We start from the raw sequence: 25,233 nt of genomic DNA, 5'->3' as shown, positions 1-25,233 counted from the left end.
ATTATTGAAAATTAAGAAAATAAGCAAGATAAAAACCTTACAAATTTTAGCGTGTTATATGGTATAGTGAGAAAGTATGTTTGGGGAGAAGGAAGGAGATTATACGATGAATACAACTACTCAAACTCCTTCATTATCGGAAACGATGAAAGAGTGGCATTATGCATTAGCATATGAAATTAAACATTGGAAAACGATAGGTGGTAGTAAAATTTCTATCATGAATGGTCGTTTTTTATATACAGATTATGAAAGTACAGTATACGTATTTCAGCTTATTTCGGAAGTAAGCTTACCTGAAGGTTCACCGATTCGAATTGAGTTCGATGGTGAGGAAGCGACAGGAGAAGTATTATCTGTACATGGATTAGAAATAGAACTGAAATTAAATGATTATATACAAGGTGAAATAAGAGAAGCGGTTTTATACAGTGAACCGTGGCAACTTTTAGAGCAACTGCAAGAGCGATTGAAAGAAGCACGTAAAGACAAGCTAAAACGTAATCGTATAAAGCGTCTTGTTGATGGGACGAGCAGTCCGAAACATATTGAGAAGATGAAAAATCCGAAAAATGAACTGGCATATCGCGCGTTTTACAATCCGACAACGTACGTATGGGGACCACCTGGAACAGGGAAGTCTTACAATTTATCACGTATTATTTCGGCTCATTATCAAAAAGGAAAATCGGTACTTGTGTTAGCTCATAGTAACGCGGCAGTAGACGTATTAATGAGTGAAGTAACGAAGCAAATTGAAAAGAAAAAGAAATGGACGCCTGGCGAAATTGTTCGTTACGGTTATAGTCAGCATGAACATATACGAAATCATGAAACGTTACTTGCATCTAAGTTAGTTGAAACGACGAACGGATCATGGGGTGAGGAAAGACTCTACTTAGAAGAGACACGCCAAGATCTTCGTGAAAAAATCTTATCGTATAAAGCAACATCTGCTGATAAGAAGCGTATACAAGAGATTGAAAGTGATCTTCGAAAGCAAAAGGCTAAAATTAAAGAAGTAGAAAAAGAATATATTGAAAATGCGAAAGTAATCGGCGCAACTTTATCGAAATGTGCCATTGATGCGCTAATTTATGAGCGTACATTTGATTTAGTTGTCGTAGATGAGGTGAGTATGGCGTTCGTTCCGCAAATTGCATTAGCTGCTTCACTTGGGAAACGTATCGTCGTTTGCGGTGACTTTTTACAGTTACCTCCAATTGCGATGGCAAATCATGAACTTGTTCGCAAATGGCTTGGGGAAGATATGTTTTACCACGCTGGGATTGTTGAGTCTGTTAATAAATCAGAAGCACACCCAAACCTATTTATGTTGCAGGAACAAAGACGTATGCATGCGGATATATCGAAGTTTACGAATTCGTTTATTTATAAAAATAGAGTATACGATCATCCGTCTGTTTCAGAGCGTAAAGAACTTGCGCAATTGCAACCGTTCGCAAATGAAGCGAGTGTTTTATTTGATACGAGCCAAATGGGAGCTTTTTCGTTAAAAGATGCTGCTTCTGGTTCACGTTTTAACATTATGTCTGGTTTAGTAGCGATGCAAATGATGTTAATCGGATTGTTAGACGGTATTCAATCAATTGGTGTTGTGACACCTTACAGGGCGCAGTCACGCTTTTTATCGACGTGTATTAGAGAAATGTTGCAGAGAACGAAATATCAACACATACCAGTTTTAGCGGCTACAGTTCATAAGTTCCAAGGTTCTGAAAGAGATATGATGATCTTTGATACGGTTGACAGTTATCCACAAGAACGACCTGGCGTACTATTCTTTGACCATAAAAACCATCGCCTCGTCAATGTAGCAGTGACAAGAGCGAGAGGGAAGTTCATTCAATTATCAGATTGCCATTATATGCGTAAAAATCTTTCTAGAAAACAAGCGTTATCGCAATTAACAGCTCATATAGAACGTCATGGAGATGTGTGTGATCGCACGACATCAAGACAATTGTGGGAACGGAAAATTTCGAAACGTTTACGCTGGTTTATGGAAATGAATCTTGAAGAGCCGAAAGGGCTATTAAAAGATATTTTAGCCGCAAAACGAAAAATTATTATTTCACTTCCAAGTACAAAACAAGTAGATAAACGAGTATGGCAAGCGTTCATGCGTACAAATGCACAAATAATAGTTTATAGTGATGGACCAGTTCCACTGAAAAATGTAAAGTTACAAAGACAAAATAAAGCATTCCCGTTTATCGTAATTGATGATGAAATCTTCTGGGCAGGCGCACCGCTCACATCTCAAATGATATTTGAAGGTAGCACGGAATTTCCGTACGTATGTGCAAGACTGCAAGCACCAGAAACAATTGGTGTATTAAAAGGATTTTTAGATATTCGGTAAATTCGGATAGGAATTCCTTGACTTTTACTTGGAATGAACTTAGAATAAAAAATAATTTAATATAATTTTATGAAAATTCTTATCACGAGAGGTGGAGGGACTGGCCCTATGATACCTCGGCAGCGGATTCGTTATGAATACTGTGCCAATTCCAGCAAGGTAACTTGAAAGATAAGAAAGAAGCTCATTTTGACTGTATATACAGAAGCCTCTTTCTATCTTTTAGAAAGAGGCTTTTTTACGTGAAAATAAAAGGAGGAAGAACAATGGGAGCGACAGGAGTAACGTCACAAAGAAAAACAATTGAAGAGAGTATCGAAAGAAATAAGGAAAAGTACATAGAAACAAGTCATGATATTCATGCGAATCCAGAGATTGGTAACCAAGAGTTTTATGCATCTAGAACGTTAAGTTTATTGCTAGGCAGTGCAGGATTTCAGTTGCAGCACAATATAGCTGGACATGAAACGGGATTTATCGCGCGAAAAAGCTCTGGAAAACAAGGACCAGCAATCGCATTTTTAGCGGAGTACGACGCTTTACCAGGACTAGGCCATGCGTGTGGTCACAATTTAATCGGCACAATTAGTGTTGCAGCAGCAATCGCATTATCAGAAACGCTTGAAGAAATTGGCGGGGAAGTTGTTGTGTTTGGTACACCAGCAGAAGAAGGCGGGCCAAATGGTAGCGCGAAATCAAGTTATGTAAAGGCAGGTTTATTTAAAGACATTGATGCGGCGCTTATGATTCATCCGAGCGGAAAGACAGCGACAACGAGTCCTTCACTAGCAGTCGATCCACTTGATTTTCATTTTTACGGAAAAACAGCTCACGCTGCAGCTTCGCCAGAAGAAGGGATTAACGCATTAGATGCGGTTATTCAGCTCTATAACGGTATTAACGCACTTCGCCAACAACTTCCGTCAGATGTAAGAATTCATGGTGTTATTACAGAGGGCGGAAAAGCACCTAACATTATTCCGGACTACGCTGCAGCAAGATTCTTCATCCGCGCAGCAACGAGAAAAAGATGTGCGGAAGTAACAGAAAAAGTAAGAAATATCGCACAGGGAGCAGCGTTAGCAACAGGCACAAAAGTGAAAATCCATCAATTCCAAAATGAAATCGATGAACTACTCGTAACAAAAACATATAACGACGTCGTAGCAGAAGAACTAGAATTATTAGGCGAAGACGTAAACCGTAAAGAAAGAGTGGGTATTGGTTCAACCGACGCAGGAAACGTAAGTCAAGTTGTACCGACAATTCATCCGTACATTAAAATCGGACCAGATGATTTAATTGCACATACGAATGAATTTAGAGAAGCAGCACGTTCAGAACTTGGAGATAAAGCATTAATTACATCGGCAAAAGCATTAGCAAATACGGCGTATCGATTAATTACGGAAGAAGGGTTGTTAGAGAAGGTCAAGGAGGAGTTTAGAGAGGCGCAGAGGAATCAAGGGTAAGGGGATTAAGGTGCTTTTTTCGAATAGCAATCTAATTAATAAGTAGAGATATAAAAAAGAACATTGAAAATCAATGTTCTTTTTTTGTTACTAATCATTGATTTTGTTGGTTTTTCTCAAGAAAGAGAAAATTTTACTGTTAGTGAGGATAATACGTATCCCTTTATTAGAATGACAATTTCTCCTCGAACTCACTCTTTAAAACAATTAAAGGAGATGATAATCCGAATTGCATTAACGAGTCTAAAAACGCAGCGAGGGAATCCATCGAATCGCTCATGACCTTCATCATATAATTAAATTCCCCACTAATTCGATATAAATCTGTTACTTCAGGAGCGGCATTACAAAATTGAATAAAATCAGAGCATTGGCTCGTTTTAAACATGATGAATGCTTGAATGTTTTTATTAATTTTGGAAGGCTCAAATTTCGTTCGATAAGCCGCTATAACTCCTTGATCTTCAAGCTTGTTAATACGTTCTTTTACAGCAGGTTGCGTCATGGATATAATTCGTCCTATTTCTGAAACAGAAATTCTCGCATTTTCATACAACAAGTTCATAATTTTATGATCGATTTCATCCAGTTTTACGGCGTTTTGCATTGTGTAGCCTCCTTATTTTTGTTTTCTAAAGTAAATTACGAATTATAACTATAATATCATAAGCGAATGGACTAAATTACCTATAAATCTATATTTAAAATGATTGGTGTTTACATGAAAATATAAGTATAGGTTTTTATCAAACGGAAATTTAGGAAGGATGGAAAAAATGAAGAATCTTGATGGAAAAGTAGCGTTAGTAACAGGAGCGAGTCGTGGAATTGGCCGTGCGATTGCGATGAGATTGGCGAAAGATGGAGCATTAGTTGCGATTCACTACGGCCGAAATAAAACAGCTGCAGATGAAACGATTAGTGAGATTGAATCTAATGGAGGAAAAGCGTTCTTAATTGAAGCTGAACTTAATTCAATTGATGGTGTCAAAAAGCTAGTAAAACAGTTAAAGAATGAATTACAAATAAAAGTTGGTACATCAGAGATTGATATTTTAGTAAACAATGCAGGGATAGGTACACAAGGAACGATTGAAAATACGACAGAAGAAGTTTTTGATGAAATTATGTCTGTAAATATGAAAGCACCATTCTTTTTAATTCAGCAAACATTACCATTAATACGAGCAGAGGGCCGTGTGATTAACATTTCATCAGCTGAAGTACGACTTGGTTTTACAGGGTCCATTGCATACGGCTTAAGTAAAGGTGCATTAAATACGATGACACTGCCTCTAGCTAAACATCTTGGAGAAAGAGGTATAACAGTGAATACAATTATGCCTGGATATACGAAGACAGATATCAATGCAAAATTGCTAGATGATCCGGAAATACGAAATTTTGCTAAAAACTCATCTGTGTTCGGACGAATAGGGCAAGTTGAAGATATTGCAGATGCAGTAGCATTCCTTGCTTCTTCTGATAGCCGCTGGGTAACAGGGCAGATTATAGATGTCTCTGGAGGGTTTTGTTTATAGGGGCACTACTCCATACCCATCAAGATAATCAAGTAAATTACTAGTTATGAAACGATCCTTGTTTCATAACTAGTAATTTATAGAAAGGTAAGCATGCTAAAAAAGCAAACTCCTCTCTGTTCGGGGAAGAGTTTGCTTTAATATTAAAAATTAGTTTCCTATAACGAATTTTACGTCAACTAACATCTTTTGCGTGGAACTATTTATTTTTTTACAGTAGTAAAGATTACATTTTACTTTTAGTAACTATCTTAGCGGATAAAATCCGCGTTTTGCCACCAGTCCCCTAAGTAGTTGAATAATCACTTTTAGAGGTGTTGTATTATGATTTTTAACTGGAAACCAAGTTGGTATGAATTAGATCAAACTGTAGTTGTAGGTAACACTGATTATTTTTATCTTGTTAAAGATAAAAAATCATTTGCAAATAATTTAATTAACAATGAGGACATTGAAGTGCGTGGAGAGGTATTAAAGATAACGCATTCTGAATTAGGAGAATTGTTAGGGATATATACAATTGGGTTAAGCTATAAGTTCTTTTTAAAAGATGGTAAATATATAGCAGTAGACGCTGAACAGGATATTGGTCAAATTGAGTATCCCATTGATTATAAAATAAATGATTGGAATTTTAATGTTGAAATAAATATTCTCGAAGTGACTGGTTTTTCATCACAACAGAGGCATGAGAGTTTATTAAAAAACGAAAGATTAAGGGTAGCAAAGGAAAGAATAGAAAGATATAAACGATTATTAAATATTGAATAAGATGTCTTAAAGTCGGTTTCCTAATTTAGAAATCGGTTTTTGGGGATTTTTTTATAACAAACGGTGTCATAACTTAATGTTACTAATATTTTGCTTAGCGTGGATTTTTCCAAAATACTGGCGATACCCTATACCCATCAACTTAAGAATTTAGAATTACCCCAAAATAAAAAAATGAGTTTTTCATTACTCACACTTATAGCATCAGTACCGCAAAACTACAATCTTATTCATGAAACCTCTTGTTTATCTTGTTCAAATGATATGCTTTTAACAATTTCAATAGCTTTAATAAGTTGAAAGAGCTTTAACGTGTCTAATTTAGTTATTTCATTTTGAGCTGCCTATTGTTATAAATTTGCGAGTGGCTCCCAAAAAGAAGGAATCTTTGACATATCACATGATAAAGTGACAAGCTGTGAACTACTCGCCACTTAGCAAAGCTTGAAGTGGGAGCTTCTCAGTTCCACGACGAAAGTAACCTTTCGTCTCCCTGAGCGTTACTTCGGGGTGTTCCGCCCCTAGGTCCAACGCATGGATGCTCTTTTGGTACGGTTGATATTTTACGCAGGAACCGAATGGCTTGGTTTTCGCACTCTATTTTCTTCCTGCAACCTTCTATATCAAGTTATCAAAGAACTTCATATAGCTAGTTTATCAAAAGTTTTTGGCTATGCCAAACCGAAATTCATCGCCCACCTATCGTTGGGCTACGCCCTTCACCCGCTTGAGGAAGGAGAATTCTTTCGGAGAATACGTAAAACGTTTACCTTCGTCTAAATACAAGTTATACACACATATATTGATCTTATAAAGGTATATATTACACTAATATTTTGTTAAAGGTGGCGAATTGTATCATGAAAGATTTTGTTCTCGAGAAAGAAAACATTATTCGTAAATATGGTGAATGGACCGCTTATGATATTAAATTAACGGATACTCTATATACAAGAGATATTCGACAACCAAATCCTGCATTAAAAAAAATTGTGACAATGATTCAAGATATCACACAATGTGATTTTAAAAATCTTCGAATCTTAGATTTAGCTTGTTTAGAGGGGCATTACGCTATTGAGTTTGCTATGCAAGGAGCAACCGTTGTAGGGATAGAAGGAAGAGAATCAAACGTACAAAAAGCTATATTTGCTAAAGACATATTAAATTTAGAAAACTTAACCTTTTATCAAGATGATGTAAGAAATTTAAGTGCTGAAAAATACGGTCAATTTGATATTGTTTTATGTTCTGGTATTTTATATCATTTAGACAGTTCAGATGTATTCCCTTTTTTAGAAAAAGTGTATGAAGTATGCAAAAGGTTTGTAATAATTGATACTCATATCACTTGTACTCCCAATGTATCAGTACTTTATAAAAATTATGAATATAAGGGGCACACAATGCTGGAGCACTCTGCTAATTCATCATTAGAAGAACGTTTACAATCAAAATGGGCATCATTAGATAACGTTAATAGTTTTTGGATGACAAAATCTTCTTTATACAATTTTTTAAAGCGAACAGGTTTCTCTTCTATAAATGAATCCAGAAGTTTAGTTCAAGAAGATAGAATTACTGTTGTAGCTTTTAAGAAATATCCTATAGAAATTAAAAGCTCACCTGAAACAGAAAAATACATTGAACCCGATTATTTAGAATGCTAAAAATAACACGTTTAAGTTCAATATCCTAATCATTCATTATGAGGTAGCACTATATGTCATTCAAGCTAAAATCTTAAAGTATCCTTAAACAAAATTATCAATTTTCCAAAATCTATTTATATAAATGCAACTCGTTGTTTCCGTTTTGGGGTAATATAATGTATTAGCTTGATAGTGATGTGGTGCTACCCCATGCCCATCAACTTAAGAATTTTCACTACCCCTAAGAGTAAAAAAACGTTATTCTTTCTAAAAAAGCTAGACTAGAAAGGATGACATTTTCTTATGAATCTCTCGCTTCAAGAAGAACTACAACCATTTGCGGAAGAATTACAACGATATATTACACCTGTATTTTTAGAAGAACTTGCAAGAGAACTTGAGTTTGTAAAACGAAAACGAAAGTTTTCTGGTTCAGATTTAGCTACCATTTGTATCTGTAAATAGACAAAAAAACTATTTAATTTTAAAACCTAAAACAAGCATAACCCCGTTCTAAATTTAGGACGGGGTTAAAATATAGTTATTTAATTTTCGATATAAAATACTTCACTGTACTTAAAAATATAACGATAAAGTCATTTGGAAATCTAAGATTTATTCAACAATAGCGCGCAATTCTGGAAGATTTCAAAAACGTTTATTTTTCTTTTAACATTGAATACTTTTGATAAGTTTTATGGAAAGAAAAAATTAAAAGTGAATGTGTATCTCCGTGTTGAAATAGGTGGGAAATATAGCGGTGACTCTTATTATGGAATCGATAGATACGAAGAAGTGAAACCTGAAGATATGCCTAAAAGCAAAATATAAATTAGAAAAAATAATAAAAAATTCTTTTATGAAAGGGTACCTAATATATGGGCTCTCTTTTTTTATTAAAAAAATGGATGTTAGAAAAATGTAATTAAAGTATTTTTGCTTTCGCGTTGGCGGCGTGACGAAGACGTTCACCGCAAAAGTTCTACTTCAATTAGCTGGAGAGAACCGCTTGAATCTAGATGATTCTATTAAAAAGGGGTCGCCTGGTGTCATTCAAGGAAACGGATATGATGGTAACCAGATTACTATCCGGCAGATATTGAACCATACAAGTGGTATTGTTAAATACTCAAGGTCAAAGGACTTTAAGGTTAGCTTGATAAATATAGGAAGCCCCCACAATTTTAAAAATAAGCATTAAATTTTAGGAATGCATAAAATAAACCAAAACTTATTCTCGCATAGAAATATAAAAGGTATTTGTAGAGAAAGTTCTTCCATGTACTAAAAATAGGAGAAGACTAATAGTATAGAGTAGGAAAAAAGGAGGAGACTTATGAGTCAATATCATATCATTGGAAAAAGTATCACCAGGAAAGAAGCAATGGAAAAAGTAACGGGACGAGCAAAGTATATTGACGATGAAAATGAAACAGGAATATTGCATGTAAAGCTTTTAACTAGTGAATATGCACATGCGTATATAGAGAGCATTGATACAAGTGAGGCTTGGAAAATATCGGGTGTTCGAAATATTGTTACGGGTAGAGACTATCCTTATCTGGTCGGTAGTAGTATAGTGGATCGGCCACCGTTAGCTTTTGAGAAGGTACGATACTTTGGTGAGCCGGTTGCTATGGTGATTGCAGACAGTGAATCGGCAGCTCAAAGAGCGGTTTTTTCAATACATGTAACGTACAAAGAAATTCCTGTTGTTAATTCCCCAATACAGGCATATCAAAATAATGCTCCTCTTGTTCATGAGCGTTTAGGAGAATATAGAATCATAGAAGAAGCAAAACCAGAGCCCAATACAAATATTGCTACACGGACAAAAGTTCGGAAGGGTGATATTAAAAATGGATTTAACCAGAGCGATGTAATTGTAGAAGAATCTTTTTCATTTTCGCAATCTGATCATGCTGCAATGGAAACGAGATGTACAAAAGTCGAGATTAAGTCGAACGGAGTTGTTCTTGTTACTTCAACATCTCAGGCACCATTTGAGATTAGAAAACAGTTGAGTGAAGCATTTGGTATAGATGAAGGCAATATACATGTTAGCGTACCTTTAGTAGGCGGAGCATATGGCGGGAAAACCATGGTTCAATTGGAAATATTATCCTACATTGCTTCCAAAGCTGTAGGAGGAAGAAAGGTAAAACTTCGTAATAGCAGAGAAGAGGATTTTATTACTTCGCCCGTTCATATTGGTTTGCAAGCAAAAGTTAAACTAGGTTGTACGAAAGAAGGGATTTTAAAGTCTGCAGAATTCCTTTTTTTATTTGATGGTGGAGCTTATGCGGATCGAGCTGTAGTTGTCAGTAAAGCGGCGGGTCTAGATTGTACAGGACCTTATTCAATTGAGCATGTAGAGTGTGACTCGCTTTGTATGTATACAAATCATCCTTATGCTACAGCATTCCGTGGATTTGGACATTCTGAATATACTTTTGTTGTAGAACGAACTATAGATATTATGGCTAACAAATTAGGTATGTGTCCACTTGAATTTCGATTAAAAAATGCAATCAAACCAGGAGATATGACACCTACACAAGTTCCAGTAACAAGAAGTAATATGGGAAATCCGAAACAATGTTTAGAAAGATTAAAAAAACTTATTAATTGGAATAAAGGACAGTATATACAAATTTCAGATAGAAAAGTGCGCGCAAAGGGTATTGCTTTTGCATGGAAAAACTCTACAACACCACCAGATGCAGGGGCAGGGGCGGTAATAACGTTTAATGAAAATGGTAGTGTAAATATCCATTGTGGTGCAGTGGAGATTGGAACGGGTACAAAAACTGTGCTTGCGCAAATGGTAGCAGAAAAAATGCAATTGAAGATGGAAGATATACATATCAAAATGGAAGTGGATACACAAGTTGCGCCAAAGCATTGGAAAACAGCTGCAAGCAGAACTACATATTTAGTAGGAAATGCAGTGCTAGCAGCAACAGAAGATATCATTTCGCAGTTGAAAAAATCTGCTTCTATTTTATTAGGGTATCCGATAGAGAGTTTAGAAATTGCTAATAAACAAGTATATGTTAAAGAATCTCCTGGTCTTTCTATAGAAATAGCTCATATTGCGTTAGGATATGTCTCCTCAAACGGACAAGTAATTAACAAACAGATTATAGGAAGAGGAGCATATACGTTTGAAGGAATCACAGAACCTGACAAGGAAACTGGAAAAGGAAAACCAGGCCCGGAGTGGGGAATTGCAGCACAGGCAGTAGAGGTTGAATTTGACACGCAAGATTATACATATAAATTAATTCGTGCTTTTAGTGTAATAGATGCTGGAAAGGTATTAAATTTGAAAGGAGCTGAGACCCAGATAATGGGCGCAATGAGTATGGGACTTAGCTTTGCAACACGAGAAGCATTTACTTATGACAAAAAAGGGAAAGTATTAAACAATCAATTTCGTTCATATAAAGTAACCCACTACGGTCAACAACCTGAATATAAAGTAGAATTTATAGAAACTCCTCATGACGATTCTCCGTTTGGTTCCCGTGCTCTTGGCGAACATGGCATCCTTGGAATGCCAGCGGCTCTTGCAAATTGCTTATCAGTTGCAGCGCAGGTTTCTTTGCATCAGTTACCGATTACTCCAGAACTAATTTGGCGAACGAAACTGAAAAAGGAGAATCCTTTATTATGATTCCATTTGACTTTGAATATTACCGCCCCAACTCTATAACAGAAGCATTACAACTATATTCTAAGCTTTATCAAGAAGGGAAAACGCCGATATATTACAACGGTGGAACTGAAATTATTACCCTTGGTAGATTGGGGAATCTTTCTCTCAAGTCTGTAATTGATATAAAGGAAATTCCGGAATGTAATGTGCTTGGAAGGTATCAGCGTTATGTAGTTCTTGGTTCAGCACTTACTTTAACTCATGTTTCAGATTCGAATGTGTTTCCACTTTTGAGTAAAACAGCGTCAAGAGTAGCAGACCGTACAGCACGGAACAAAATTACTTTAGGTGGAAACATTGCAGGGGAAATCTGTTATAGAGAGGCAGTGCTTCCGTTTTTATTAGCAGACAGCACTTTGGGAATTGTAGGAATGAAAGGTATACGTTACGTCTCTATCCATTCTCTATTTATAGAAAGACTACAATTAAGTAAGGGAGAATTTCTTTTACAAGTCTTAACTGATATAGAGTATGTTGGACTACCTTTTTATAGTGTGAAAAAGAGAAAACTTGAAAAAATTGATTACCCATTAATTACACTAGCTGCTTTGAAAAAAGGAAATAAAATTCGTATGGCATTTAGTGGATTATGTGCTTTTCCTTTTCGTTCTACTGCTATGGAATTTGCTATTAATAATAATCAGATGTCAGTTGAAGAGAGGATAGAAAATACTGTGTTACGTATTCCAGCACCTGTACTAGATGATATTCGTGGATCAAGAGAATATCGGTTGTTTGTATTAAGAAATATATTACGGGACATGTTAGAGCATTTTGAAGGAGGGATATTTTGATTAAAAAGCTTACCCTTTATATAAATGGAGAAAATCGGCAGGGAATAGTGAGAACAGCTGATACCCTTTTAGATACATTGAGAGATCAATTTAATCTAACAGGTGCAAAACGTGGATGTGAAAATGGGGACTGTGGAACTTGTACGGTTTTAGTGGATGGATGGCCGATAAAATCTTGTATCATGCTTGCAGTAGAAGCAACAGAAAAAAGGATAACAACAATTGAAGGTTTACATGAATCTCCTGTACAACGAGCATTTATAGAACATTGGGCATTTCAGTGTGGGTACTGTACGCCGGGGTTTATTGTAAACTGTCATGCTCTTATAGTAAATTATCCCAAAGTAACAGACAAAATAATTGAGGAGTGGTTAGAATCAAACATTTGCCGATGTACAAGCTATCAAGAAATTAGAGAAGCAGTAAAATCCCTTCTTCAAAGTTAAAGGAAAGGAGAATTGTGATGGTTGATATACATGAGATATTAGAGACAGTAATAGCAAGCCCACAAGGTTACACTATTGCAACCATCCTTCGGGTAGCCGGTTCATCATACCGGAAAGAAGGTTCAATGATGGTATTTGGAGAAGATGGGACAAAGGTTGGAATGCTCAGCGCGGGGTGTATTGAGGAAGAACTTTATCTTTATACTAAAGATTTAATTAATGAAAAATGGAGCATACATGAATTCGATATGAGGGAAGAAAATGATTTATCATGGGGAGTAGGGTGTAATGGAATTATTTATATATTATTAGAAAAAGTGAATTATATATATCAAGAGTATTTACGAAAAGTAAGAGAATATACAGAAAAAGGGCTACGTGTCTGGATGATAAAAGATTTATTAAAATCGAAGACTCTTTTTTTTAGCGAAGAAGGAGATGAATTTGGAGATTGGGAAGGAGAAATTCCAGCACTTCCTGAATTGAAAAATGGTTGGTATGAACATCTATATGTATATTGCTTCGAACCACGACCAAAATTGTTTGTAATTGGTGCAGGAGAAGATGCCAAGCCACTTGTCTCCTTAGCAAAAAAAACAGGGTTTTTTGTTACTATTTGTGATTGGAGAGAGGGATTATGCACACCGCTACGGTTTCCAGAAGCGGATAGGCATGTTGTCGGTTTTCCAAAAAAGATTCTATCCAGGATATCTATAAAGAAACAGGATTTTATAATGATAATGACACATCATTTCAAACGGGATCAAGAACTACTTAGTCTATTGCAGAACCATCCTTGTCGTTACCTAGGTATTTTAGGGTCCCGATATCGTACCGTACGTTTGCTAGGAGGACTGGATAAACCTAAATGGATTTTCTCTCCTGCTGGTTTATCCATTGGATCCGAGGGACCAATGGAAATTGCTATAAGCATTCTGGCAGAAATGATACAAATAATGAGGATGAAGAACGATGAAAATAGTAGGAATATATCTAGCAGCTGGAAAGAGTAGAAGAACAGGTCCGGGGTTACATAAGCTGTACCTTCCAACTGGAAATACATTACTTGGGAATAAAGCATTACATACATCACTTTCTTCCAATTTGAGTGATGTTATAGTAGTTTCAAATCAACCGTCTTGGTTGTTACATTATACACAAGTTGAAAGGGTTCATATTCTTTCTTGTGAAAAATCATGTCTGGGTCAATCTTACTCTCTCCATTGTGGTTTAGAAAAGGCAGAAAGTATGAATGCTGATGGAGTAGTAGTAATGCTTGCAGATCAACCCTTTATTACAGTTAAGCTTTTAAATTCATTAATAGATAGTTATGAGCACCTCCCACAGCTTGATTATGTAGCTGCTAGCTTTCAAGGTATCCCACAGCCACCAATTTTATTTTCAAAGGGGATTTTTCCGAGTTTAAAAAAACTAAAAGGGGATCAAGGTGCGCGCTCCATTTTCTTTGACAAATATTTCCAAGGTAAGATTACTGTATATAGCGATGCTAAATTATTTTATGATGTGAATACAATAGAGGATTATAATGTAATTAAGAATTCGCTATTGTAAAGGATATTTATATGTTTAATTTCGAGTCTATACAATTTAATTATCATTCAAAAATCACAAAGTGTTTTCAAAAGATAGAATGTTAATTTTGGTAATCCTAGCATTGTACACAATTTTATTACAAACATGTTATCTTTCACTTCATTCCAATATATCATAGCGGAACTTGGGGTCTTTGTAGTAATGGAACAAGAACGGCAATAAGACTTAATTGTGTTAGCAAAAATCAGGGTTTTTGATAATGATAAAAACGGTATTAAATAAAGCTTGGATGTGTTAATACTACGTTATCAAAATAGCTTGTAGATTAAGCCTTTTTTAAAACTGATGCATATGGGGGAAAACCCCATATACATCAGTTTTAAAACATTAGATACTTTATTTACCAAGTTAATACTAGTTACATCAGTATAGGAAACAGTGGAAATCTAAATCTTTGTTTATATGTTAATTACCTCAAACGTATCCCTTCGAAGGCGTTTATAATCAAATCATGTACATAGGAATCATCCAACTTTTCACCAGTTACTAGCAAACGATAAAAAATTGGTCCGTAAATGAGATCGATGCTTAATTCAATATCGAGGTTTTCTTTTAATTCTCCTCTTTTAATTCCCTTCTCCAGAAGTTGCTTTGCTTGCAGTCGACGTGGCTGGAAGTATCGAACACGATATTCCTCTGCTAGTTTCGAATCAAATTGTCCTTCGCCAACTAACTCATTGATAATGGTTCCTTCTCGACTGATTAAAAAATTGGCTAAACTTGTGGCGTGAATTAAAATATCATTCAACGCTGAACCTGTGTCAGGTACAGGCAATCTGGCGGCAGCAGCAGAAAGAAAACCATCCATTACCACAGCAGCCTTATTTGGCCACCATTTATAAATCGTAGCTTTGCTGACTTTAGCACGTTCTGCAATTTTATCGACTGTGACTGCTTTAAAGCCACTTTCCAATAATAACTCATAGGACGCAGACAGGATGGCCTTTTGGGTTTCAATATTACGTGGTCGACCTCTTTTACTTTGCACATTAATCATTCCTTTCAAAACATAAACTATACGTTTAGTATACTTAATACAAACAAAAAACGAAATATCCTATTTACAAAACTGAACGTCTAGTATATATTTTAGTTAATTAATGAACTGTACGTTCAGTTTATTAATTAACTAACATCTTGTAATGGTATGGATATATTTAGGTTCCAAAAATCACAAATTACATTGCTAAAAAACATTTAGAAAAGGGGGGGGAAAAGAGAGGAAATTGGACCTTTTAAAAGCAGAATGGAAATTAGCTCAGACTTAATTTATTACAATAAAAAATGGCATCGCAGTAGTACTTGCCAAAGTGATTTAGTAATTTTGAAATAAAAGTATGGGAGGAAATACTTATGTCTAATTTTAAAAATAAAGCAATTGATAAGGACATTTCATCAGGTTTAATCATTCTTTTAGCAACTGCATGTGGTATTATTGTGGCTAATCTTTATTATGCACAGCCTTTAATTGGGCTAATTAGTAATGAAATTGGGCTTTCTAATAGTAGCGCTGGATTAATTGTAACGCTAACTCAAATTGGATATGTTGTTGGCTTATTATTTCTTGTGCCTTTGGGGGATATTGTTGAGAATAAAAAATTGATACTTATATTGTTATTTTTAAGTGCATTTGCACTCATTTCTATGGTTTTTGTAAAAAGCGCAACCTTGTTGTTAATTGCTTCATTCTTTATCGGACTGGGTTCGGTCGCAGCGCAAGTGCTCGTACCTCTTGTATCATATCTTTCATCTGAGAATGCACGCGGTCGCGTAGTTGGCAATGTCATGAGTGGTCTGTTATTAGGTATTATGCTTGCGCGACCGATCTCTAGTCTAGTAGCCGATATGTGGGGATGGAATGCAATATTTGCTTTATCTGCTACTGTAATTATTGTTTTAGCGTTTGTATTATCGAAAGTACTCCCTACTAGGAAACCAAAGGCAAAAACAAATTATATAGCCTTACTTAATTCAATGTGGCAACTGCTACGTACTACTCCAATTTTACGCCGTCGCGCCATTTATCATGCTTGTGTATTTGGGGCTTTTAGTTTATTCTGGACCACTGTTCCATTATTATTATTTAGTCCTGCTTTTCATTTTTCTCAGACTGCCATAGCATTATATGCACTTGTCGGAATTACAGGTGCAATAGCCGCTCCAATAGGTGGTCGTCTAGCTGATCTTGGCTGGACACGACCCGCCACTGGGATAGCTCTCACTGTTGTTATTATTTCTTTAATACTCCCACTTTTTATTCAAAGTAGCTCGTCCTTTGGAATAGCTGTTTTAGTAATTGCTGCAATTCTGTTGGACATGGGAGTATCTGCAAACCTTGTGCTTAGCCAACGTTTAATTTTCTCGTTGAGTCCAGAAATTCGTAGTCGATTAAATGGGCTATTTATGGCTATTTTCTTTTTAGGAGGTGCTGTTGGATCCTTTATTGGAGGATGGGCATATGCCTTAGGAGGATGGAATCTAACATTATGGATAGGAATCGCTTTTCCGACCATAGCCTTGCTTTATTTTGCTAGAGAAGAATAGTTTTATAATCAAATTTAAACAGCCCGGATTCGTTTGAATGCTTCTTCATTGGTATGTCCGAGCTTTATAGATTAATTGCGTTTATTTTGAAGTTTTTATATCAGAACCAGACTTTTTTTCTATATTGCTGTAATTGCAAAAGACTCACCTTGTTGAATATATTTGAAATGTAATAAAAAAGAGCTTGTGCCAAAACACAGACTCTCTTTAAGTTGAAATGAATATAGCCACCACTTTAGAGAAGGAAACGGTAGAGCGAATAGAATATGGCTAGATTTAATCTTTAAAAATGAACTTCATCAGGTGATCGACTGCAATAAAATTGATAAAGAAGATTATTTACTGCAATAGAACGCAGCCCAATTAAAGATATTGAAATTAAGCATTTACTCCAAAATGCATTAGTAGATGAAATAAATAGTCATGAAATATTCATGAAAAGTATTAATATTAGTTACTATTATGAGGAATATACCGAATATAATATAGAGGATTTATAAAACAAAAAGGGCTGAGATAGCCCTTTTTGTTTTACACTTTGACGAGTATTTTTTATAAAAAAATACGTTATTCTTTTTGTAAAATTATAAGAAAGGATGACGTTTTTGTATATCTATTTCTGTATCCGATGAATTACAACTATTTACTTAAGAAATTCAAAGATTTTTATCGTCAAATATCTTACGAAATTTTGCCAGAGAGTTTGGTTTCTTGCGATGAACTCGTAAATTTCAAACAAAAGATATACCCAATTCATGAGTAAGAATGAAAAAAGAAAAAAATTCTATAATGTTTTATTTAATATCATTTTATAGGGAAATTCATGTAATTAAATATGAAATAATACATATTATAATAATTTATTAAGATAAAATGTTATATTTTTGGGTGGAATATATAAATGGAGGAAATGTAATGAACAAGAATTTAAGATTTACCCAAATGATGATTGGGATTAGTACAATGGCATTATCATTTGGAAGTATTCAAACACAGGTATCAGCAGAAGAAACAGCACCCTATAATATCTTACAGATGAAACCAATGGGGACAGAAACTTCAAAAGATGAAATTGTACATGCTACAAAAGCGGACGAAACTTTGAATTTTGAAGAGCGTTTAAAAATAGGAGATTTTTCACAACGTCCTACTCTGGTTATGAAACGTGATGAAATTCAATTAAAGCAAAGCTATACTTTGGCAGAACTGAATAAAATGCCTAATAGCGAACTCATTGATACATTATCAAAAATTTCTTGGAATCAAATTACGGATTTATTTCAATTCAATCAAGATACGAAAGCATTTTATCAGAATAAAGAACGCATGAACGTTATCATTAATGAATTAGGACAACGAGGAAGGACGTTTACGAAAGAAAATTCAAAGGGCATTGAAACATTTGTTGAAGTATTACGTTCTGCTTTTTATGTGGGATATTATAATAATGAATTAAGTTACTTAAAAGAGAGAAGCTTCCATGACAAGTGTTTACCAGCATTGAAAGCAATCGCGAAAAATCGAAACTTCACATTAGGTACAGCTGAGCAAGATAGAGTAGTAACTGCGTATGGAAAATTAATTGGTAATGCCTCTAGTGATACTGAAACAGTACAGTATGCGGTAAATGTTTTAAAACACTATAATGATAATCTTTCTACGTATGTAAGCGATTATGCGAAAGGACAAGCCGTATATGAAATTGTAAAAGGAATTGATTATGATATACAGTCTTATTTGCAGGATACGAATAAGCAACCTAATGAAACAATGTGGTATGGAAAGATTGATAACTTTATAAATGAGGTTAGTAGAATTGCTCTCGTGGGGAATATAACAAATGAAAATAGTTGGCTAATTAATAATGGCATTTATTATGCAGGTCGTTTAGGGAAATTTCATAGTAATCCATACAAAGGATTGGAAGTTATTACACAAGCGATGAGCTTGTATCCTCGTCTAAGTGGACCTTATTTTGTAGCAGTAGAACAAATGAAAACAAACTATGGTGGAAAAGATTATAGTGGAAATGCAGTAGATCTACAGAAAATACGTGAAGAAGGGAAACGACAATACTTACCTAAAACATATACATTTGATGACGGATCGATTGTCTTCAAGACGGGAGATAAAGTAACAGAAGAAAAAATTAAGAAATTATATTGGGCAGCCAAAGAAGTAAAAGCACAATATCACCGTGTAATTGGTAATGATAAAGCGCTAGAACCAGGTAACGCTGATGATGTACTAACAATAGTAATTTATAATAATCCAGATGAATATCAATTAAATAGACAATTATATGGATATGAAACAAACAACGGTGGAATTTATATTGAAGAGAAGGGGACCTTCTTTACATATGAGCGTACGCCAAAGCAGAGTATTTATAGTTTAGAAGAGTTATTCCGTCATGAATTCACTCATTATTTACAAGGAAGGTATGAGGTTCCTGGTTTATTTGGAAGCGGAGAAATGTATCAAAATGAACGATTAACTTGGTTCCAAGAAGGAAATGCAGAATTTTTTGCAGGATCTACACGTACAAATAATGTTGTTCCGCGTAAAAGTATGATAAGTGGCTTATCATCTAATCCAGCAAGTCGTTATACAGCAAAGCAAACTTTGTTCTCAAAATATGGATCATGGGACTTTTATAAGTATTCCTTTGCACTACAGTCATATTTGTATAATCATCAATTTGAAACATTTGATAAGCTTCAAGATTTAATCCGTGCAAACGATGTGAAAAATTATGACTCATATCGTGAATCATTGAGCAACAATACACAATTGAATGCAGAATATCAAGCGTATATGCAGCAGTTGATTGATAATCAAGATAAATATAATGTACCGAAAGTAACAAATGATTATTTAATTCAACATGCACCAAAGCCGCTAGCTGAAGTGAAAAACGAAATTGTGGATGTAGCAAATATAAAAGATGCCAAAATTACAAAATATGAGTCGCAATTCTTTAATACATTTACCGTGGAAGGCAAGTACACAGGTGGTACATCAAAAGGTGAGTCTGAAGATTGGAAAGCGATGAGTAAACAAGTAAACCAAACTTTAGAGCAGTTATCCCAAAAAGGTTGGAGTGGTTATAAAACAGTTACAGCCTATTTCGTAAACTATCGTGTGAATGCAGCTAACCAGTTTGAATATGATATTGTTTTTCATGGTGTTGCGACAGAGGAAAAGGAAAAAACAACTACTATAGTAAATATGAATGGACCATACAGCGGGATAGTAAATGAAGAGATTCAATTTCATAGCGATGGTACAAAAAGTGAAAATGGAAAAGTTATTTCTTATCTATGGAACTTTGGAGATGGTACTACAAGTACAGAAGCAAATCCTACCCATGTATATGGAGAAAAAGGAACATACACTGTGGAACTAACAGTAAAAGATAGTAGAGGAAAAGAAAGCAAAGAACAAACAAAAGTTACTGTAAAACAAGATCCGCAAACAAGTGAATCTTATGAAGAGGAGAAGGTACTCCCGTTTAATACGCTTGTAAAAGGAAATCTGATTACTCCTGATCAAACAGATGTTTATACGTTTAATGTTACAGATCCAAAAGAAGTAGATATTTCTGTGGTAAATGAACAAAATATTGGGATGACATGGGTGCTTTATCATGAATCAGACATGCAAAATTATGTAGCTTGTGGTGAAGATGAAGGAAATGTTATAAAGGGGAAATTCGCAGCGAAACCAGGTAAATATTATTTAAATGTATATAAATTCGATGATAAAAACGGTGAATATTCATTATTAGTAAAATGAATTTATTTCTAACATGTATAGAATGGCTATTTTAAAGAGGAGTCTGTTAATATAGGCTCCTCCTACTTTTTATTTACATATTGGGGGAGCACCACATCACCATCAAGCTAATATTTTCATATACTCCTAAATTAAAATTTTCTTTCTCTACAGATAATTATTCTGAGAAGCCGCTCATTTTTTCGTTTTGGGGGCATTTCTTTTTCTTAAGTTGATGGGCATGTATGGTGACTTCTATTAGACGATAGTGAATGAACAATTTCGGGGTTCAGTTCAACTTTTTTCTAAATTAACATAAATACTTGCAATATTTAAATTAGTACTATATAGTTCTAGTTATGACAAAGGTAAAATTAATGAATCAAAAACGTGTGATTGAAGTAGCTGCAACATTATTTTTAGAAAAAGGGTTTGCTTATACAAGTATGGATGAATTAGTACGTGTAAGCAAAGTTTCAAAGTCTAATGTGTATTATCACTTTTCTAATAAGGAAGTATTATTAGAAGGGGTTGTTGATTATTGGATTGAAATGTATCAATCTGCAATTGATGACGTACTTTCTCAGAACCAATTTTTAGTTGAAGATCGTATCCAACTGTTTTTAAAGCAATTATCACAAGGAGTTCAATCGAGAGAGTATAAGGGAAGCTGTCCATTTATTACTCTTTATATTCAAAGTCCTACACAGGCCACGCAAATAAAAGAAAAAATAGGTCTTTTTTTTACAGGATTACAAAAGAAAGTTTCTCTATTACTTAAACAAGGGGTAGAGAATGGAGAATTCAGAAATACGATTAATATTGATGAGGTTGCATCACTTTTTATTACAAATCTTGAAGGAGCGTTATTTATTTCAGAAACATTGAAGGATGCAACTGTAATTACGAAAACAGCAGATCATTTTTTAAAATTGCTTCGATAAAAGAAGCATTTTTTTTACATCAAATTAGTACTAAGTAGTACTAAAAGGGGGATTTTATATGAGAACAGTATTTTTAACTGGCGGAACAGGCTTTATTGGAAAGCAATTGGTAAAAGAATTAGCCAAAGAGGATGTTAAAATTCTTCTTTTAGTGAGGTCGAAAAATAAAGCAACACGCCTTTTTCAAGAAAGAGGCATCTTAAAAAAGGAAGTTATGCACTTTATTGAAGGTGATTTGACGAAAATAGATTTAGGTCTAAGTGCTGAAGATAAGGAGAGGGTATTGAAAACGGATGTGATTATTCACGCAGGAGGCCCCATGGATATTCAAGCGACAAGTAAAGAGGCAGCTTCCGTATTTTTAAATGGCGCCAAACATATTAGTGAATTAGCTAAAAGTATTCATCAATTGAAGGGTTTGCAACAATTTATTCATGTTGTAGGCTATATGAGTCCTTTTGATGATAAAAATAGCAAGATTGCAATTGATGTGTTTAAAGAAGGAAACAATTATTTGAAAATAAAAAATCCATATGAGAGAACAAAATTTTTAGCAGATCTTTATATCCGTCAGCAGGCATCAGCAGTAGGTTATCCGCTTTCTGTAATTAATCCGCCAACTGTAGTCGGTAGTAGTAAAACAGGGAGTACAGAGCAGATAGCAGGGTTAGGTTTGCTTGTGATGAGTATGCGAAGAGGGCTCATGCCAGTGATTCCTGGAGGTAAGGGATATAGGTTACCACTTATTTCAAACGATGAGCTTGCGAAGTTTATTGTGCAGGTTTTCAGATTGGAGCAACCGACTATTCAAACATATACACTTGTTGAAGACAAACAGCACGATCAGAACATTGCTGAATTATTAAGTATTATGTCGGAAAGTATGAATATGAGGGCACCAAAAATCTCTGTTCCAATGCCATTTATGAAAGCAATTATGAATAGTGGAGGAAGTAAAATAACAAAAATTCCTTCTGATGGACTGAATTTTATTACAAGACAAAAATTTTTAAATGTTTCAGCGAAAAAAATTATGGGAGGAGATTGGTTTAAGAAGACGAGTGTAATGAAATTTTTCCCTGCCGTAGTAGCTGATCTGGATTATCGAATGATGTATCAAAATGGCCGGCATAATCATTTATTTAAACGAACATTATGCGATAACACTACCCTTTACCAATTACAAGGAAAGGGTAAACCGTTTATTTTATTACATGGTTTATTGAGTGATGGAGAGGATTTATTTCCTTTAGCACAAGAGCTTCATGAAAAAACTGGTCAACCTGTATGGATTTTGGATCTTCCAGGTTTGGGACGTTCTCCTTTTAAACGAGAGAAAAATCTTCTAGATATCTATTTGAATGTAGTGAAAAAATTATTGGAGAAAGCTACTAATGGTGCACATCTAATTGGCCATTCATTCGGTGCGTTTATTCTTCTGGAAGCATTGGTACAAGAGTACATAGATAAGAAGTATTCAATCACTTTACTTCAGCCGCCTGTTGTTAAAAAAAATGCTAAATCGCTAAAAGTTCCTCAATTTATGAACAAATGGAAATTAAAACTGGCAACTACTAATTTGATAGGGCGATATTTATTAAGTAATGGTTTGTTTGAAAGTATGGAGAGCATCCCTGAATATTATATTGAAAAAATAAGAAACAGTTTTACTTCTCCTAGAATTTTAAATACTACGGTTCAGCTTAACAGTTTACTACTAAAAAATGATCAAGGTGATTTCAATGAAGTAACAAAGTATAATCTTCACATTATTTGGGGGGAGTATGACAGAGGCTATTCTGCTCCATCGCATCTTGGTAAGGTTGATTTTGTTCCATATGGCCATCATTTTCCTCTTAGCCATCCGAGTGAAACGGCAACATTAGTAATAAAAAATAGTAATATTAGTAGATGAGAGTGTGGGATAAATAAAAAGTGTGTAGTAAGATCGTTGTGTCTTTGAAATAAAATCGTACTGTTTGGGGTCACGCGAACAAGACGCGAATTTTGCACGCTAAGCAAAAAAACAATAAGCTGTCCACATGGACAGCTTATTTACATTATTCTTGTTATTGGAAGTTATTTTTAACTTTTCCTGATCTGAAAGAGTCAATCTTTTTTTGTTTATATAATTTATCAATAATTATTCTTTTTTCTCCGGCTGATAGGAAAGAATAACGACACCTGAACTGGTCGTTCTTGTTTCGATCAGTTTTAAAGCCTTTGTATCGTTTCCGGTTTTAAAGAGATGCTTTCCGCTTCCCACGATAACAGGATTGACCATAAAATGATATTCATCAATGAGGTCGTGTTGCATCAATGTCTGTATAAGCTCACCACTACCATAAATTAAAAGGTTCTGACCGGGCTGTTCCTTCAGTTTCGATATTTCTTCTACAATATTACCCTTGATAAGATTTGCATTCCATTCGGTTTTTTCCAAAGTTGTTGAAGCAACAAATTTAGGTATGCTGTTCATCTTATCAGCAAAACCCTCTTCATCAGTCATAGAAGGCCAGGCAGCTGCAAAACCTTGATAGGTTACTCGCCCTAGTAGAAGCGCTTCACTTTCAAACAGTAAATCGGATTGAAACTTTGCTACTTCTTCATTGAAGTATGGAGCAGTCCAAGCTGGTTCCTCCATGACACCATCTAGTGAGAGGTACATCGATACAATTATTTGTCCCATTTTGTTCTCCTTTAATTTTAAATTGAGATTTTTACATATTGGTAACACAATTATTAATTCTCCAGCTAGAGAAATTCTCCCTTTTTAATAGTTTCGACAAAATGTATTTATATATGTTTCGGAATAATCTAATATATATTAATAACTTTGAAATATTGTATAACTTCTAATTTTTATGCATTATTGATTAGCGTTGCTTATTGTGCTAACGAATCAGGATAGTGTGGCGACTGACTAAATAGTTGCTTATCCTCAATTATTAGAAGGGAAGTTCTATTATTTCGCGAATTTATTAGACATAGACGAGTGCTATAATTTTCTATATCTACATAAAGAGGTGACTACGCATGAATCAAAGACCGTCAGAAGTAGAATATGCCGGGAGCTCCGGCGAATATATCCGTTTGGTGCCGGACGGTAACATCATCGATATTCTGCTCGCCCAGGAAAAGCAAATGACCGAGCTCCTGGCATCGTTGACCGAAAGCCAGGCCACATATCGGTATGCGGAAGGAAAATGGACGCTGAAAGAAGTCGTGGGCCACATTACAGACGCGGAACGCGTCATGACCTACCGCCTGCTCCGGTTCGCAAGAGGGGACCAGACGCCTCTGACCGGTTTCGATCAGGAATTATTCATACCTCCTTTCGGAAGCTGGACAACCGCGCAATTGGCCGAAGACTACCGGGCCGTACGGCAATCAACGCTTACATTGTTGCGCGGGCTACCAGCGGAGGCGTGGACCCGCAAGGGCACAGCCAACAACCTAAGCATTACGGCGCGCGCCCTCGCATACGGCGTCGCAGGACACGAACTTCATCACATGGCGGTCATCCGAAATCGGTATTTGAGTTAATCGCCGGCTGAGGCCATTGGAATGG

The 25,233-nt window shown here is 35.3% G+C and carries 18 protein-coding genes, 2 pseudogenes and 1 riboswitch; of the genes and pseudogenes, 17 read left to right on the top strand and 3 right to left on the bottom strand.

Annotated elements, in window-relative coordinates; genetic code table 11:
- The first annotated feature begins 76 nt into the window (after nt 1-76).
- Both M1D73_RS16030 and M1D73_RS16025 read left to right on the top strand, forming a co-directional pair.
- Nucleotides 77-2,386 carry an AAA domain-containing protein gene (locus M1D73_RS16030; RefSeq protein WP_121868440.1) on the top strand — a complete coding sequence of 770 codons (2,310 nt, stop codon included), beginning with the start codon at nt 77-79 and terminating at the stop codon, nt 2,384-2,386.
- Nucleotides 2,387-2,462: 76 nt separating this feature from the next.
- Nucleotides 2,463-2,564: riboswitch (SAM riboswitch) on the top strand.
- Between the two features lie 88 nt (nt 2,565-2,652).
- Nucleotides 2,653-3,858 (top strand): M20 family metallopeptidase, encoded by a 1,206-nt coding sequence (locus tag M1D73_RS16025; protein ID WP_065484379.1) that lies wholly within the window; start codon nt 2,653-2,655, stop codon nt 3,856-3,858.
- A gap of 166 nt (nt 3,859-4,024) precedes the next feature.
- Here the strand turns inward: M1D73_RS16025 and M1D73_RS16020 are convergent, their stop codons facing one another.
- Nucleotides 4,025-4,465 carry an Lrp/AsnC family transcriptional regulator gene (locus M1D73_RS16020; RefSeq protein WP_001178565.1) on the bottom strand — a complete coding sequence of 147 codons (441 nt, stop codon included), beginning with the start codon at nt 4,463-4,465 and terminating at the stop codon, nt 4,025-4,027.
- Nucleotides 4,466-4,634: 169 nt separating this feature from the next.
- Between M1D73_RS16020 and M1D73_RS16015 the strand changes: the two genes are divergently transcribed.
- The 10 genes and pseudogenes from M1D73_RS16015 to pucB all read left to right on the top strand — a co-directional run bounded on the left by M1D73_RS16015 (nt 4,635) and on the right by pucB (nt 14,355).
- Entirely contained in the window at nt 4,635-5,399 is a 765-nt protein-coding gene (locus tag M1D73_RS16015) for an SDR family oxidoreductase (protein WP_000792651.1), read from the top strand.
- Between the two features lie 324 nt (nt 5,400-5,723).
- Entirely contained in the window at nt 5,724-6,170 is a 447-nt protein-coding gene (locus tag M1D73_RS16010) for a hypothetical protein (protein ID WP_000577091.1), read from the top strand.
- Nucleotides 6,171-7,030: 860 nt separating this feature from the next.
- On the top strand, nt 7,031-7,840 hold the full coding sequence (locus tag M1D73_RS16005) for a class I SAM-dependent methyltransferase (RefSeq protein ID WP_000651402.1): 810 nt from the start codon (nt 7,031-7,033) through the stop codon (nt 7,838-7,840).
- Nucleotides 7,841-8,125: 285 nt separating this feature from the next.
- Nucleotides 8,126-8,278 (top strand): annotated as a pseudogene (locus M1D73_RS16000) (IS4 family transposase); the annotation flags it as partial.
- A 499-nt stretch (nt 8,279-8,777) separates the two neighbouring features.
- A pseudogene (locus M1D73_RS15995) lies at nt 8,778-8,978 on the top strand (serine hydrolase); the annotation flags it as partial.
- 180 nt (nt 8,979-9,158) lie between these two features.
- Nucleotides 9,159-11,501 (top strand): xanthine dehydrogenase family protein molybdopterin-binding subunit, encoded by a 2,343-nt coding sequence (locus M1D73_RS15990; protein ID WP_121868439.1) that lies wholly within the window; start codon nt 9,159-9,161, stop codon nt 11,499-11,501.
- The gene (locus M1D73_RS15985) at nt 11,498-12,337 is read left to right on the top strand and encodes an FAD binding domain-containing protein (RefSeq protein WP_000611958.1); all 840 of its coding nucleotides are present in this window, start codon (nt 11,498-11,500) and stop codon (nt 12,335-12,337) included. Before M1D73_RS15990 ends, M1D73_RS15985 begins: the two co-directional genes overlap by 4 nt.
- Nucleotides 12,334-12,783: a (2Fe-2S)-binding protein gene (locus tag M1D73_RS15980; RefSeq protein ID WP_000592341.1), complete on the top strand. Its 450-nt coding sequence runs from the start codon at nt 12,334-12,336 to the stop codon at nt 12,781-12,783. The genes M1D73_RS15985 and M1D73_RS15980 overlap by 4 nt, the downstream gene beginning before the upstream one ends.
- 17 nt (nt 12,784-12,800) lie before the next feature.
- On the top strand, nt 12,801-13,796 hold the full coding sequence (locus tag M1D73_RS15975; RefSeq protein WP_000227607.1) for an XdhC family protein: 996 nt from the start codon (nt 12,801-12,803) through the stop codon (nt 13,794-13,796).
- On the top strand, nt 13,756-14,355 hold the full coding sequence (pucB, locus tag M1D73_RS15970; protein ID WP_121868438.1) for a xanthine dehydrogenase accessory protein PucB: 600 nt from the start codon (nt 13,756-13,758) through the stop codon (nt 14,353-14,355). Before M1D73_RS15975 ends, pucB begins: the two co-directional genes overlap by 41 nt.
- A gap of 451 nt (nt 14,356-14,806) precedes the next feature.
- Here the strand turns inward: pucB and M1D73_RS15965 are convergent, their stop codons facing one another.
- Nucleotides 14,807-15,385: a TetR/AcrR family transcriptional regulator gene (locus M1D73_RS15965; RefSeq protein ID WP_001190899.1), complete on the bottom strand. Its 579-nt coding sequence runs from the start codon at nt 15,383-15,385 to the stop codon at nt 14,807-14,809.
- A gap of 365 nt (nt 15,386-15,750) precedes the next feature.
- Between M1D73_RS15965 and M1D73_RS15960 the strand changes: the two genes are divergently transcribed.
- The 4 genes from M1D73_RS15960 to M1D73_RS15945 all read left to right on the top strand — a co-directional run bounded on the left by M1D73_RS15960 (nt 15,751) and on the right by M1D73_RS15945 (nt 23,577).
- Nucleotides 15,751-16,941, top strand: a complete 1,191-nt coding sequence (locus tag M1D73_RS15960; RefSeq protein ID WP_000064481.1) for an MFS transporter — start codon at nt 15,751-15,753, stop codon at nt 16,939-16,941.
- A gap of 915 nt (nt 16,942-17,856) precedes the next feature.
- Complete coding sequence (gene colA, locus M1D73_RS15955) at nt 17,857-20,739, top strand: collagenase ColA (RefSeq protein WP_121868437.1); 2,883 nt, start codon at nt 17,857-17,859, stop codon at nt 20,737-20,739.
- Between the two features lie 356 nt (nt 20,740-21,095).
- Nucleotides 21,096-21,662, top strand: coding sequence for a TetR/AcrR family transcriptional regulator (locus tag M1D73_RS15950; RefSeq protein ID WP_001072324.1), 567 nt, complete (start codon nt 21,096-21,098; stop codon nt 21,660-21,662).
- Nucleotides 21,663-21,720: 58 nt separating this feature from the next.
- Complete coding sequence (locus M1D73_RS15945; RefSeq protein ID WP_001261126.1) at nt 21,721-23,577, top strand: alpha/beta fold hydrolase; 1,857 nt, start codon at nt 21,721-21,723, stop codon at nt 23,575-23,577.
- Between the two features lie 228 nt (nt 23,578-23,805).
- On the opposite strand, the gene M1D73_RS15940 is transcribed toward M1D73_RS15945, so the two are convergent.
- Nucleotides 23,806-24,351 (bottom strand): dihydrofolate reductase family protein, encoded by a 546-nt coding sequence (locus tag M1D73_RS15940; protein ID WP_000529753.1) that lies wholly within the window; start codon nt 24,349-24,351, stop codon nt 23,806-23,808.
- Nucleotides 24,352-24,698: 347 nt separating this feature from the next.
- Between M1D73_RS15940 and M1D73_RS15935 the strand changes: the two genes are divergently transcribed.
- Nucleotides 24,699-25,208: a DinB family protein gene (locus M1D73_RS15935; protein WP_001076326.1), complete on the top strand. Its 510-nt coding sequence runs from the start codon at nt 24,699-24,701 to the stop codon at nt 25,206-25,208.
- Nucleotides 25,209-25,233: the final 25 nt, after the last annotated feature.

It is taken from the genome of Bacillus sp. PK3-067, assembly GCF_056738645.1.
Note: the sequence above shows the minus strand (reverse complement) of the source record. Positions and strands in the feature narration are given on the sequence as shown.

What these genes read in the sequence shown, in the direction of transcription:
- M1D73_RS15990 (WP_121868439.1), top strand. Translation starts at nt 9,159, where the DNA reads ATGAGTCAATATCATATCATTGGAAAAAGTATCACCAGGAAAGAAGCA.
- M1D73_RS16025 (WP_065484379.1), top strand. Translation starts at nt 2,653, where the DNA reads ATGGGAGCGACAGGAGTAACGTCACAAAGAAAAACAATTGAAGAGAGT.
- M1D73_RS15935 (WP_001076326.1), top strand. Translation starts at nt 24,699, where the DNA reads ATGAATCAAAGACCGTCAGAAGTAGAATATGCCGGGAGCTCCGGCGAA.
- colA (WP_121868437.1), top strand. Translation starts at nt 17,857, where the DNA reads ATGAACAAGAATTTAAGATTTACCCAAATGATGATTGGGATTAGTACA.
- M1D73_RS15940 (WP_000529753.1), bottom strand. Translation starts at nt 24,351, where the DNA reads ATGGGACAAATAATTGTATCGATGTACCTCTCACTAGATGGTGTCATG.
- M1D73_RS16015 (WP_000792651.1), top strand. Translation starts at nt 4,635, where the DNA reads ATGAAGAATCTTGATGGAAAAGTAGCGTTAGTAACAGGAGCGAGTCGT.
- pucB (WP_121868438.1), top strand. Translation starts at nt 13,756, where the DNA reads ATGAAAATAGTAGGAATATATCTAGCAGCTGGAAAGAGTAGAAGAACA.
- M1D73_RS15950 (WP_001072324.1), top strand. Translation starts at nt 21,096, where the DNA reads ATGAATCAAAAACGTGTGATTGAAGTAGCTGCAACATTATTTTTAGAA.
- M1D73_RS16020 (WP_001178565.1), bottom strand. Translation starts at nt 4,465, where the DNA reads ATGCAAAACGCCGTAAAACTGGATGAAATCGATCATAAAATTATGAAC.
- M1D73_RS15985 (WP_000611958.1), top strand. Translation starts at nt 11,498, where the DNA reads ATGATTCCATTTGACTTTGAATATTACCGCCCCAACTCTATAACAGAA.
- M1D73_RS15975 (WP_000227607.1), top strand. Translation starts at nt 12,801, where the DNA reads ATGGTTGATATACATGAGATATTAGAGACAGTAATAGCAAGCCCACAA.
- M1D73_RS16010 (WP_000577091.1), top strand. Translation starts at nt 5,724, where the DNA reads ATGATTTTTAACTGGAAACCAAGTTGGTATGAATTAGATCAAACTGTA.
- M1D73_RS16005 (WP_000651402.1), top strand. Translation starts at nt 7,031, where the DNA reads ATGAAAGATTTTGTTCTCGAGAAAGAAAACATTATTCGTAAATATGGT.
- M1D73_RS15960 (WP_000064481.1), top strand. Translation starts at nt 15,751, where the DNA reads ATGTCTAATTTTAAAAATAAAGCAATTGATAAGGACATTTCATCAGGT.
- M1D73_RS15945 (WP_001261126.1), top strand. Translation starts at nt 21,721, where the DNA reads ATGAGAACAGTATTTTTAACTGGCGGAACAGGCTTTATTGGAAAGCAA.
- M1D73_RS16030 (WP_121868440.1), top strand. Translation starts at nt 77, where the DNA reads ATGTTTGGGGAGAAGGAAGGAGATTATACGATGAATACAACTACTCAA.